Origin of the sequence: Actinoplanes philippinensis (assembly GCF_900113015.1) — a bacterium.
GTDB classification, from domain to species: domain Bacteria; phylum Actinomycetota; class Actinomycetes; order Mycobacteriales; family Micromonosporaceae; genus Actinoplanes; species Actinoplanes philippinensis.
Genome location: NZ_FONV01000036.1, coordinates 26,375 through 39,176, shown reverse-complemented (window position 1 = coordinate 39,176; position 12,802 = coordinate 26,375). Strand labels below are relative to the sequence as shown.

The following is a 12,802-nucleotide window of genomic DNA, read 5'->3' as shown; positions in this document are numbered from 1 at the left end:
CGGCTGGCGTCCGGTAAGGACGGCGTCAAGACGATCACCTGGGTCGCCGTCGACCGGCTGGGCAACTCGGCGACCGCCAAGCGGACCGTGATCGTGGACAACACGGCCCCGGCCGCGTCGATCAAGAGCGCGCCGAAGAACAACACGAAGCGGGCCACGACGTTCAACGTCACCGTGAACGCGACCGACAAGAACGGCGTCGCCCGGGTCGAACTGCTGGTCAACGGCAAGAAGGTCGCCACCGATTACCGAGCCGGCTGGGCCTTCAAGATCAACCCGAAGAAGTACGGCAAGAAGTTCACCGTCCAGTTCCGCGTCTACGACCGGGCGGGCAACAGCAAGCTCACGACCAAGCGCACCTACCGCCGCTGATCCGCCACGCACCGTGCCCGCCCGGCAGCACACCGGGCGGGCACGGCACGGCACCGGCAAGGTGGGCGGTTCACCCATCGCTGGTACGGCGAGCAGCCGCGCCGGTGACGACCAGACCGCCGATGCCGTCGCCCACCGCAAGCACCATGCCCACCAGTGGAAACGCAGACGTGACGCTGGCGTTGAGCGCGACCGTCGCCAGCGCGATGATCACGGCCCCCAGCCGAAGCCAGGACAGGTTGACCGCGGCCCGGGCAAGACCACGTCCTGAGCGGCCACGCAACAACGCGATCATCGCCAGGACCGCGAATACGACACCTGCCGCTGCGGACACCCCGGCCACAACGAACGGCAAGGCTTCCTCGGTGGTGAATCCCCCGGCACGATGATCCGACCACGCCATCGCGCCCAAACCGGCGACCAGGCCCTCCGCCAGCGCCGCGACAACGATCAGAACGGCGAGGGTTCCGGGCACTACGTAGTCAGCCCAGCAGTTCGCGGATGTCGGCGGCGTTGAGTCCCGCGGACGCGAATTCTCCGCCGTCCATCACTCCGGCGAACAGTTCGGCCTTGCGTGCCTGCAGGGCCATCACCTTCTCCTCGATGGTGTCGCGCGCTACCAGGCGGTAGACCATCACGTTACGGGCCTGGCCGATGCGGTGGGCGCGGTCCACGGCCTGTGCTTCGGTGGCGGGGTTCCACCACGGGTCGAGCAGGATGCAGTAGTCCGCCTCGGTCAGGTTCAGACCGAACCCGCCGGCCTTCAGACTGATCAGGAAGACCGGCGCGGTCCCGGTCTTGAACTCCTCGACCACGCGCTTGCGGTTGCGGGTGGTGCCGTCCAGGTACGCGCAGGCGATGCCGGCCTGCTCCAACCGCTCGCGGGCAGCGCCGAGGAAACGGGTGAACTGGCTGAATACCAAGGTGCGGTGGCCCTCGGCGGCGATGTCGGCGAGTTGTTCCACGAGCAGGTCGAGTTTCGTCGACGAAACTGCCCGGTGTTGCTCGTCGACCAGCGCGACGTCCAAGCTGGCCTGTCGCAGCAGGGTCAGTGAGCGGAAGATCTCGAACCGGTTCTTCTCCAGGTCGCCGAGCAGGCCGAGCACCTTCTGTCGCTCCCGCTGCAGATACCGTTGATAGATCTTGCGATGCCCTGGCGACAGGTCGACCTCGACCACCTGTTCCTGCTTGGCCGGTAGTTCGGCGGCGACCTCGCTCTTGCGGCGGCGCAGCACCAGCGGGCGGATCCGGCGGCGCAACTGGGCCAGCCGATCCTGATCGTGTTCGCGTTCGATCGGGTGACGGTAGTACTCGGTGAACCGGTCGAGCCGGGGGAAGAGGCCGGGCGCCGCGATCGAGCAGAGTGCCCACAGCTCGGCGAGGTTGTTCTCCATCGGCGTACCGGTGATGGCGACTTTGAAGGGCGCCGGGAGCCGGCGGGCACATTTGTACGCCTGCGACTGCGGGTTCTTCACGAACTGCGCCTCGTCGAGCACCAGGCCGGCCCACTCCAGCTCCGCGTAGTCGTCGTACTCCAGGCGGAACAGGGTGTAGGAGGTGACCACGACATCGGCGCCTTCGACCGCCTCGGCCAGCTCGACTCCTCGCCGGGCCGCGGTGGAGGCGATCGCTCGTACCTCGAGATCGGGGGTGAATCGGGCGGCCTCAGCTGCCCAGTTGTGCACAACGCTGGCCGGCGCGACGACCAGGAACCGGCCGTGTTTGCGGGCATGGCAGAGCAGCGCGAGAGCCTGCAGAGTCTTGCCGAGGCCCATGTCGTCGGCGAGGATGCCGCCGAGCCCGTTGTCGTGCAGCGCCGCGAGCCAGCGGAAGCCCTCCAGCTGGTAGGGGCGCAGCTCGGCGTCGACCTCGGCCGGAACCGGCTGGTCGAGGCGAATTCCGGCCTCGCTCAGCGTGGCCACCGTGCGCTGCCAGTCGGCTGCCTGACCCGCCAGCTCACCCAGCTCGGCCAGCTCGTCCCAGACGCCGGCCTGGAACCGGCCGACCCGCAGAACGCCCGGCGGGCTGTCGGTGAGCGCACGGGACTCGGCGATCAACTCGCGCAGCTGCCGGAACTCCGGCCGATCGAGGGCGAAGTAGGTGCCGCTCGGCAGGATCAGGAACTCCTGGTCGCGGGCAAGCCCGACGAAGAGATCCTCGAAGCCGACCTGTTCGCCGCCCACCTCGACGCGTACCGACAGGTCGAACCAGTCGTGCTCGTCAGCCTGTGCGGCACTGGCGAACGTGATGACCGGCGGTGCTTCGCTCTCCTGAAGGTCCCAGTCCCCGGCCGGCTCCACCACTGTCACACCGAGTTCCACCAGCGCGGGAACCACCGCACTCAAGAAATGGATCATCGCGTCGCCGCCGAGCACCGATTCCGCAGCGAGCCGAGGACCAGTCAAACCCGCTTCGAGCAGTTCAGACCCAACAAGATCACTTGCTTTCCGTACGAGATGAGCTTGTTCCTCGGAAAGCGTCGGCGACCACAGCGGCTCGGCGTGCCGGCCGCCGCCCACCTCGAACATCCACTCCCAGCGCAAGCGCAGCCGGTGCCCGCGTTCAGCGGTCAGCGTCATCGTCAGAGCCGGAGCAGTCACGTCAGGCAGGTTCACGTCCGGTCCCGCCGGTACGACCTCCAGCTGCCGGACCAGGCCCGGGTAGAACTCGGCGAAGAACCGCTCCTCCTGGCCGCCCGGGATCCGGATGCTCGGTGCCGTCAGGACCTTACGAGCCGATTTCGGGAGTGGACGGACCAGCGGAGCCAGCCGCAGCACCTGCCCGGCCTCCGCACCCCACGAGGCGATGCCGTGCGCCGGCTCGCCGATGAACATCGTGTGCTCGGTGTCGACCGGCGTGCCGTCGACCTGCATCACGGCTTGCAGTGACAGGCCTCCGTCGACCCGGTCCACCTGCAGCGACACCGATGCCGGGCGGCGAGCCACGATCACCGGTGCGGCGTTCTTGCCGTACTGCACCAGCGGCAGGCCGGACTCCTGCGCCTCGGCCAGCAGGTCCCAGATCCGCCGGCTGCCGAACTCGTCGAGGAACAGATTCGTGCTGCCGCTGCCGTAGTAGGGCGTGTACGAGCCGGACAGTTTGACGATTTCGTTGAGCAGCCGACGGTGGTGTTCCAGGGCGGGTGAGGGGCCTCCGGCGTAGCTGATCGAGTGCCAGGTGATCCCGGTCCGTACCCAGCCTTTGCGGCCCGGCAGAACCGGACGCAGCGACAACCGCTGCCCGGTCCTGCGACTCCGGGGAAGGTATCCGGTCACCAGCTCGAACTGCAGGCCGAGGCCCGGTTCTGCGGGCTGCGGCAGTGGCGGCCCGGCCACATCCCGCATCCACGCCGACAGCTGGGACTCCCACCGGCTCGTCCTCGGCCGCCGTTGCGCCGGCGCCACGGACTCCGCAGGTGCGGTCTCCTGCCGAGCGGCGATCAGCAGCGCCACGATGTGAAGGCAATCCGGGTCGGCGCAGGTACACACACCGCTCAGGTCGGGCGTTGCCCCGGAGGTCAACTCGCCGGCCACGACTCCGCCGTCACGGAGCCGGCCGACCGCCTTACCGGAACCGACCGCCTGACCGGAGCCTGCGGCCTGGACAAGAATCTCGCCGTCGGCCACCATCGCACGCGCCCGGAGGAAGGTGCGGACCCCGACCACCTCGCAGAGGGCGGATTCCTCCGGGGACAGGACCAGCTTCGCCATCATCACCTTCCGCCAACGCCAACCGCCCACCTTAAGCGCGGTACGGCCGGAATCGCACCCTGCGTACCCACCACGAGGGACACCCGACGTGCGAGAGGGTCGCAGTGCCCCCGTCCGGCTGCTGAGAAATGCGCGAGATCGGGTGCCCGTACAGCCGTGTCGGTCAGCACGCTGAAGATCACCGCGCGCGCATGGCGCACATACGGAAGCGCCGGAGACCCCCGTGGTGCGAGGGCCTCCGGCGAGGCGGTTCCGTGCCGTGCATCAGGATCCGCGAAGGGTCCGGTTGCCGCCGCTTATTTCGCTGACGTTTTTTGCAGCGCCGGATTGCCCGGCTTTATCCCGCCGGCGTTTCGTTCAGACCCAAACCACGCAGGATGTTGTCGCGGTTCGCGTTTCCACGCAGCGCGGTCAAGGATTTCAAGCGGCCCAGCAAAGTCGTGGAAGACGCCGGACACTTCAAGTCCTGAATAGCCGACAACGTCCTTTCAAAACGTTGAATGCGACTCTCAAGATCCGTTCCACTCGGAAGGCTCGCATTCTTCAGCGCCACCTGCGCGTTCACCTGCGCCTGAGTGGGCGGGCAGCGACCCGGAACGTTCACCCCGGTAGGACCCACCCGGTCGGCCGTAGCGTTCGGATTTCCCGGACTGAAACCCAGCGCCGGCACCAAAGCGCTGATCTTGTCGGAGCCGGCTCCGGCGTTCCCTGTCGCGCCACTCGCGCCCGCGTTACCGGATCCTGCGGCCCTGTCCGCCGGCGTTTCGTTCACACCCAAACCACGGAGGATGTTGTCACGGTTCGCGTTTCCACGCAGCGCGGTCAAGGAATTCAAGCGGCCCAGCAAAGTCGTGGAAGACGCCGGACACTTCAAGTCCTGAACAGCCGACAACGTCCTTTCAAAACGTTGAATGCGACTCTCAAGATCCGTTCCACTCGGAAGGCTCGCATTCTTCAGCGCCACCTGCGCGTTCACCTGCGCCTGAGTGGGCGGGCAGCGACCCGGAACGTTCACCCCGGTAGGACCCACCCGGTCGGCCGTAGCGTTCGGATTTCCCGGACTGAAACCCAGCGCCGGCACCAAAGCGCTGATGCTGTCGGAGCCGGCTCCGGACTCGGCGGCCTGGCTCATCCCCGTGCCGACCGCGAGCGCCGAGCCCAGCAGCGCTGCGGCGGCACCTCCAATCACCAGCTTGCGCGTCCGGCTGCTGACTCCGCGTCGATACATGCACCGCTCCACTTCGTCTCGGTACTGCTTGTGCCGAGATGTACGAGCAGTGATGTGGCAGCAGTTCATGACACTGAGCAAGCGTTCCTTAAAGTTTCTTAAACATGACTCCCGGGGCGTGACTCCCGGGGCGTGACTCCCGGGGCGTGACTCCCGGGGCGTGACTCCCGGGGCGTACAACCGCCGGCATCGTCGCGCCCACGTCCGCAGGCATCCGGCCGCGGGTCATCAGCGAGCCCGTGGACGCGAGCGGCGCCGCCCACACGGCCGGCTGCGCGAGCAGCTCGGCCTGCCAACCGGACAGCGCCGGCCCGAACACCGTGACCAGCACCCTGGCCATCGCGGCGCCGCCCCCGGCCGGCAGGCCGAAGGCCGCCCCCGGTGCCCATGAGCCCGCGCCACCGGATGCCACCCGAAGAGACTCGACTGACAGCACTCTCTCAGGACTCAGTTAGTAGTGGTGGTGCTCGTCAGCGGCGGCCATCTGAGCAAGGTCGTCCAGCGTCTCCTGGGTCGGCATTCCCGCGCCTACTGCTTCGGCGCTCATGATGCCCCCATGGGATTGATGGATTCAAAGCCCGACCGGGCTAATTCCAAAAGGGATCGACACGTCTGCGACACGCGACCACCATCCGATCACCGCGATCCCATCATGCGGGACAGCAGAGCCGAACTTGGGGAAAACAGTCAAGGCCGTGACCGCGTTTCCGCGGCTCACGGCCTTGACCACTTTGTGCGCCCGAAGGGACTCGAACCCCTAACCTTCTGATCCGTAGTCAGATGCTCTATCCATTGAGCTACGGGCGCTTGCCTTGTTGCTCAGTCAGCCTACAACACCGACTTTTGCGCGGAGACTCCGGGATTCGAACCCGGGAGGGGCTTTAAAACCCCAACCGCATTAGCAGTGCGGCGCCATAGACCAGACTAGGCGAAGTCTCCCCGGTAGCCCGAGGGCCACCGAGGCTTGACAATACCGGACCCGGTGACGGCCGCACAAAGAGGTAGGCATCCGGCGCACCGGAGATCTTCGCGACCGGGCGCGAACAGGCGAAACGTAGCGGAGGCGACTAGGCTTCCAGCGATGGAGGAGAACACGCGCCGGGAGGCTCCGCGGGCTCGGGATCCGCGAAGCCCGTTCAGCACGCCCGAGCAGACGCCGTCTGCCGATCGGTCGGCCGCGGCCCCTGGGCGTCGCGGCGCGCCGCCGGCGGTCACCTTCCAACCACCACAGCCTGATGCGGGTGCCGAAGGTCACACACCATCGAGTTCGGAGGAAGCCCGCCCACGCCGCGCCCCGCGCAAAGCAGGCCGTCCCGCTGCCGTGCCGTCGCAGCCGGTCCGCGGTCCGGAACAGCCGCGTAGCACCTCACCCGCCGAACCAGCCGAGCCCGAAACCACCCAACCGGTGACTCCTCCGGCGGCAACCGAACCGGCCGACCCCAAGCCGATCAACAAGCCAGCCGCCCCTCGTGCGGCAACCAAGCCGGCTGCCCCTCGCGTGGTAACGAAGCCACCCGACCGCCGGGCGGTAACCAAGCCGGCCGAACCCACCGCCGCAAAGCCGGCCGAACCCACCGCCGCAAAGCCGGCCGAACCCACCGCCGCAAAGCCGGCCGAACCCACTACCGCAGCCGCACCGGTGGACTCTCCGGCCGCGACCAAACCGGCCCGGTCGGCGAGCGGGCCAAGCGGCCGCAAGACCCCGACCAGGCCTGGGCGCGTCAGCGCACCTCGAACTGTCGAAACTCCAGGTGCGGCCACGTCGGTCGGCCCTGAGACCTCGGCGGAACCGGCCTTCCCCCCAGCAGCCTCCGAGCCCGCCGGACCAGCCGAGAACCCGGCAACCACCGAACCGACCGAGAACCCGGCAACCGCCCAACAGACCGAAAACCCGGCAACCACCGAGCCAACCGAAGACTTGGTAGCCGCTCAACCCGCCGAAGACTCGACGGCTGCCGAAGACTCGGCAGCCGTCCAACCGGCGGAAAGCGTCGCAGCCGCCGAGGGCTTGGCCGCAGAGCCCGTTGTCACAACTCCGGCGAAGCGCGCTGCGGCCAAGAAGGCATCACCAGCGAAAAAGGCCACCGCCGCAAAGAAGACCGGGCCCGCAAAGAAGGCAGAGCCGGCGGTGACGCAGGTCACCCCGGCACAGGTGGCGACCGAGCCGGCATCCACGGAATCGGCAGCCGGCGCCCAGCACCCCGCCGACCAGCCGGAGACCGAGGTGACACGACCGGCGCTGCGCGTGGTCAAGGCTCACCCGGCCCCACGGCGTGTCGACTCGATCGGGGAGCAACTGCTGGCCGAGCCGTCCCGTACCCCCGAGATCCTCGCCCAGGCCCTGGTGCAGGCTCTCGGGCCCCGCGCGCAAACCTGGACGGATCATGCCCGTTCGACCTATCCCACCGCATCGCGGGACGCTCTCGCGAGGCTGGCGGTGCAGCGGTTCACCCGCTCGGCGGGGCTGCGAGGCGGCGCGGGGGCGCTGGCCGGCCCGTACGCCCCCGTCGCTCTTGGCGCCGCAACCGTGATCACGCACGCTGAGCTGGTGTTGCACCTCGCCGCGATCCATGGTCTGGATCCGACCGCGCCGGAGCGCGCCGCGGACCTGTTGCGGCTGGTCAGCCCGGGTGTGGGCCCGGTTCTGGGGTGGGCGGCGCTGAGTCTGGCGACGCCCGGTGTGCGGCTGCTGACCGCGTTTCTGAGCGCCCGCACCACGACGGAAATGGTCGCGGTACGGGCTCGCCGCTTCTACGCGGAGAGCCAGGTCAGCCAGGAGTCGGGTAGGAGCTGATAGCCGACGAAGGCAACGATGTCGAGCGCGCTGTGGGCGACGATCAGCGGCATGAGTCGTCTGGTCCGCAAGAAGAACAGCGCGAACACGACGCCCATGATCGCGTTGCCGATGAAGCCGCCGAAGCCCTGGTAGAGGTGGTATGAGCCGCGGAGGACGGCGGACGCCGCGATGATCCAGACGATCGGAAGCTCGAGGCTGCGGAGCCGGGTGATCAGGTATCCGACGACGATGACCTCTTCGAGGACGGAGTTCTGGATCGCGGAGAGGATCAGCACGGGCACCGACCACCAGTAGGGTTCGAGCCCGGACGGCCGGATCTGCGCGTTGATGCCGAGCTTGAGGGCCGCGTACACGAAGAGGAGCCCGGGCAGCCCGATGCCGGCCGCCAGGGAGAGGCCCCAGCCGATGTCGTAACCCGGCCGGCGGTAGTCGATGCCGAGGTCACGCGGCCTGATCCGGTCCTTGGCGAGCAGGAAGAACGCCAGCGCCACGGGGATCAGGGCGAAGAAGATCCCGAGCATCTGGTACGTGAGATCGAGATAGATCCGCGGCGAGACGGTCGGGTTGAGCGTGGTGGTCTGCTGCGCGAGTGGCTTCTCCGCGGTGAGTTTCGCGGTCAGCGACACGATCGAGTAGACGGCTGACTGCCCGAGTGACAGCAGCAGCACGATGGCGATCTCGGCCCGGTAACGCGGACGGGTGGTCTGCTGCTGTTCTTCCAGGGTCACCCCGCTACTCTAGGCGAGGCACAAATCCCCCTATTTCGCCATGCGACACACCGCTGTCGCACTTGAAGTGCGTCGTGTTCCCGACTGTGCTGACCACCCTGAATGGCATGGGAGACCTCGCACGCTTGCTCAAGGAGAGCTGGAGCCTCGTCGAGGAGCATCAGGACAAGGTTGCCGGCTATTTCTACGCGCGGATCTTCCTGTCGTACCCGGATCTGCGCGATCTCTTCCCGGTCCAGATGGACGTGCAGCGGGCGCGTCTGCTGAACGCGATCGTCACCGCCGTGCAGACGCTGGAGGATCCGGAGAAGTTCGACGAGTACCTGCGGGCGCTGGGTCGTGATCATCGCAAGTTCCACGTGGAACCAGAGCACTACGAGGTGGTCGGCGGCGCCCTGATCGAGTCGATGCGGGCGTACGCGGGCGAGCAGTGGGGTGTCGAGTACGACCAGGCGTGGGCCGACGCGTACGCGGTGATCGCCGCGAAGATGCTGGCCGGAGCGGACGCCGACCCGAATCCGCCGTACTGGTACGGCGAGGTCGTCGCGCACGAGCGCCGGTCCCGGGACATCGCGGTGTTCACGGTGCTGCCGTTGCAGCCGCTGGACTACCGGTCCGGGCAGTACCTGAGCATCGAGTGCCCGCGTTACCAGCCGCGCCTGTGGCGTACCTACTCTCCGGCGAACGCGCCCCGGCGGGACAACACGCTGGAGTTCCACGTACGGGCGGTGGGCGCCGGCTGGGTGTCGAGCGCGCTGGTGCGCCGGCTGCAGGTCGGCGACATGATCAAGCTGGCCGCGCCGATGGGCTCGATGACACTGGATCGAAGATCGACCCGGGACGCCGTCTTCGTGGCCGGTGGCACCGGGCTGGCCCCGATCAAGTCGCTGCTCGAGGAGCTGACCCGGTACAACCGGACCCGTTGGGTGCACGTCTTCTTCGGCGCGCGCAATCGTGAGGATCTGTACGACCTGGCCGACCTGAACCGGCTGGCCGCCCGCTATCCGTGGCTGTCGGTGGTGACCGCCTGCAGCGACGATCCGACCTTCCCCGGCGAGCAGGGTGACATCGCCGACGTGGTGGTGAAGTACGGCCCGTGGAAGGAGCACGACTTCTTCGTCTCCGGTTCGGGCCGGATGGTGCGGGCCACCCTGAAGAAGCTGTCCGAGCTGCAGATCCCCTCTGTCCGGATAAAGTACGACAGCTTCTCGGACTGACGGATCTCAGTAGTCCCAGGGCCGCCCGGTCTGCTGATACTGGGCGACCGGGATCAGCTTGGCGTCGGCCTCCATCCGGTCCACGTAGAGCCGTCCCTCCAGGTGGTCGATCTCGTGGCTGATCAGCCGGGCCAGTGCTCGTTCGAAACTGGTCACCACCCGGGTCCCGTCGAACCGCGCGTGCTCCACATCGATCCGCAGCGGTCGCGGCACCAGTCCGCGGTAGTCGAAGAACGACAGACAGCCCTCGTACTGCTCGTCGCACTCCACGGACTCACCGACGACCCGCGGGTTGAGCAGGACCACCGGGTCGACGTCGCGTTCCGGCGGGCGGACCACGGCGGCCGCCACCGGCACTCCGATCTGCGGCGCGGCCAGACCCACGCCCTTGCTGAACTCGTGCAGGTCCTCCAGGCGGCCGAGCGACGTGAGCAGCCGGGTGACCGCGTTGCGGGCGGCGGCGCCCTCACGGGGTAGCTGGAAGTGGCGGGCCCGCTGCCGGAGCAGGTCGGATCCGCGCTGGATGATGCCGATGCCACGCATCCGGTGCGACGCCCTGGGCAGGGCCGGCTCCGGCGGTCCGGTCTCCTCGTAGACCGGGGCATCGGCGCCGCGGTACCGCCATTCCAGCCGGTACCGCGCGTTGAGCAGGGGCGCGTCTGTTGACCACTCAAAAATGGCGCGACCTCCCTCGGTGCGGCGTTCCAACGGGGTGCGGACGGGCACCTCAGCGGCGAGGGACGCCTCCACACCCCAGACCTGGGGTTCGAAGCTCTCCGGGAAGTTCAGCCGGACGGTCAGCGACCGGGTCGGCAGGCGGACGGCTCGCTGGAACCACTGGCCCCACTTCTCCTCGCCGACCGTGTACGCGTACTCGATGACGGTCCGCTCGCCGGGATAGAGCGGGAACTGGCCGCGCCCGTTGGCGAACATCAGCCAGATCTCCTTGGACGCGTCCCGGTCGAGCTTGACCCGCCAGATCATGGTCTCGGCCGCGTCACCCTCGCCGGCGAACGCGTGCACGTCCATCTCGTCGAAGGTGAGCGGGTTCTCCCGGTGGTGCCGGTTGGAGCCGGCCGGGTCGTGCGGGTAACGGTCCACCGAGATCTTGGCGAGGTAGCGGGTGACCGGTTCCACACCGGCGTTGTAGAGCCAGCGCTGGACGCGGCAGCGGTAGGCGCCGTCGGTGTACGCGAGCTCGGCGACCTCCCGCTCCACGATCAGGCCGGTGCCCGGCGGCAGCCACTGGACCGGCACCGGAGGGTCACGGTGCAGACCGGTGGCACGGGCGTGGCGGAGCTCGTCGTACTCCTGGAATCTCTGCCAGATGGCCCCGCCCGCGCCGAGGACCGCTTCGGCCCGGCGGGCGAAGTCCTCGGTGGGTTTGTGCCGGCGCCCCTCGACGTGGCTGACGTAGGAGGGGTCGAAACCCATCCGGGCGGCGAGCTGCTTCTTCGTCATCCCGCGCTCGACCCGCCATTGCGCAAGCGCCGTGACGAACTGATCTGCGGCCCTGTCGATGGGCGAGGTGGTCATCACGGATGTCCCCTTCGCGACGGCATGTTCAGTGTCGCTGGGATCTTGTGTCACCAAGGAGCTAGTAGCGCGTTGCCGACAGATACCTTGACGAATCCGGCAGCGGGACGACGCTACGTAAAGTAATCATTACCTTGGGCATTCGCCCGAAAGATCCCTTGGGCCAGTGTGGTTAGGCTACCCTTAACCGGGTACCGTGGGTCGTCACGAGCCTCTGTCGCTCCACAAGAGCCGGCTCGTCCCCATCCGGCTTGAGCAAGTTCATCCGCGAGGAGTTGTGCGGTGACTCAGCGACGAGTGCCGCGGGCCGGCGGCCGCCCGTGACCAGCATCACCATGGAGCTCACGCAGATCCGCCCCCGGCCCCTGGCCCCGGTCACCGCGACTCTGCGCGCCATGTTCGGCACCAGCACCGAGCTCCCCGGCCTCGCTCCCGACCTGGTGATTCGCGACCAGGCCGGCTGGACACCCACGGCCCGGCTCGCCGACGTGCACCTCGACACGCTCCTCGACGCCGCCCGCCGCCGCTGGGACGCGCAGCCGCACGCCGCCGCCGCGCTCGCCTGGAAGGCGTACACCTACTGGCTCGCCCTCCCCGCCGTCCTCGGCTGGGCCTCCGCGCGACGTGTGCCGTTACTCACCGCCACCGACACGCTGATGCGCTTCGATGATCCCCGTCCGCTGATCACTCTCGGCCTGCGCCCGGACATCCCGGTCGCCGTCCTACCCCACGATCCTCTGGCGCTCTCCGGGCTCCCGCAGGTCAAGGTCGTCGCCGACGAGGAAGCTCTGCTGATCGAGTTCCGCCGCAGCCTCCTCGACCAGCACCTCACCCCGCTGCTCGACGCCATCCACAGCCGGGTCCGCCTCGGCAAACGCACCCTGCTCGGCTCCCTGGCCTCCGGCATCGCCTACGGCGTCCTGCGCTCCGCCGACGCCGTCCCCGGCTCCTCCGCCGACACGATCGACCGGCTCCTCGGCGCGCTCGGCGTCCGCGACCTGATCGACCTGATCCCCAACCGCCAGGGCAAACTCGACGTGCAACGCAAAACGTGCTGCCTGGCCTTCACCCTGCCGCGCCCCAAGGTCTGCCCGGGCTGCTGCATCAAAACCGCTTAGGGGTACGGCCACGCAGAGTCCCGCCACATCCAGGCGACGCAGGCGTCCCCTCACCACCGACTCCGCGCCGCCGGGCAGATGCGTCCCCACCGGCAT

General features: G+C 68.2%; 9 protein-coding genes and 2 tRNA genes. 4 read left to right on the top strand and 7 right to left on the bottom strand.

What is annotated here, in order from left to right:
• The coding region (locus tag BM290_RS48960; RefSeq protein ID WP_177320183.1) for an Ig-like domain-containing protein at nt 1–372 on the top strand (372 nt) is incomplete at its 5' end.
• Nucleotides 373–442: 70 nt separating this feature from the next.
• On the opposite strand, the gene BM290_RS45795 is transcribed toward BM290_RS48960, so the two are convergent.
• The 5 genes from BM290_RS45795 to BM290_RS45770 form a co-directional block, all read right to left on the bottom strand.
• Nucleotides 443–847: a hypothetical protein gene (locus tag BM290_RS45795; RefSeq protein WP_093622302.1), complete on the bottom strand. Its 405-nt coding sequence runs from the start codon at nt 845–847 to the stop codon at nt 443–445.
• A 7-nt stretch (nt 848–854) separates the two neighbouring features.
• The gene (locus BM290_RS45790) at nt 855–4,082 is read right to left on the bottom strand and encodes a DEAD/DEAH box helicase (RefSeq protein WP_203779879.1); all 3,228 of its coding nucleotides are present in this window, start codon (nt 4,080–4,082) and stop codon (nt 855–857) included.
• A 337-nt stretch (nt 4,083–4,419) separates the two neighbouring features.
• Nucleotides 4,420–5,310: a hypothetical protein gene (locus BM290_RS45785; RefSeq protein WP_143134213.1), complete on the bottom strand. Its 891-nt coding sequence runs from the start codon at nt 5,308–5,310 to the stop codon at nt 4,420–4,422.
• A gap of 734 nt (nt 5,311–6,044) precedes the next feature.
• Nucleotides 6,045–6,117: transfer RNA gene (locus BM290_RS45775), tRNA-Arg, on the bottom strand.
• Between the two features lie 41 nt (nt 6,118–6,158).
• Nucleotides 6,159–6,249 (bottom strand) — tRNA-Ser (locus tag BM290_RS45770).
• Between the two features lie 1,189 nt (nt 6,250–7,438).
• On the opposite strand from BM290_RS45770, the gene BM290_RS45765 reads away from it, so the two are divergent.
• Complete coding sequence (locus BM290_RS45765; RefSeq protein WP_093622298.1) at nt 7,439–8,104, top strand: hypothetical protein; 666 nt, start codon at nt 7,439–7,441, stop codon at nt 8,102–8,104.
• Here BM290_RS45765 and BM290_RS45760 read toward each other — a convergent pair.
• Entirely contained in the window at nt 8,062–8,835 is a 774-nt protein-coding gene (locus BM290_RS45760) for a CPBP family intramembrane glutamic endopeptidase (RefSeq protein ID WP_093622297.1), read from the bottom strand. The two genes, BM290_RS45765 and BM290_RS45760, sit on opposite strands and share 43 nt — an antisense overlap.
• A gap of 107 nt (nt 8,836–8,942) precedes the next feature.
• Here BM290_RS45760 and BM290_RS45755 point away from each other — a divergent pair, with 107 nt between their 5' ends.
• Complete coding sequence (locus BM290_RS45755) at nt 8,943–10,052, top strand: globin domain-containing protein (protein ID WP_093622305.1); 1,110 nt, start codon at nt 8,943–8,945, stop codon at nt 10,050–10,052.
• A gap of 6 nt (nt 10,053–10,058) precedes the next feature.
• Here the strand turns inward: BM290_RS45755 and BM290_RS45750 are convergent, their stop codons facing one another.
• Nucleotides 10,059–11,588, bottom strand: coding sequence for a peptide deformylase (locus BM290_RS45750; protein WP_093622296.1), 1,530 nt, complete (start codon nt 11,586–11,588; stop codon nt 10,059–10,061).
• 335 nt (nt 11,589–11,923) lie between these two features.
• On the opposite strand from BM290_RS45750, the gene BM290_RS45745 reads away from it, so the two are divergent.
• Nucleotides 11,924–12,706, top strand: coding sequence for an IucA/IucC family C-terminal-domain containing protein (locus BM290_RS45745; protein ID WP_093622304.1), 783 nt, complete (start codon nt 11,924–11,926; stop codon nt 12,704–12,706).
• Nucleotides 12,707–12,802: the final 96 nt, after the last annotated feature.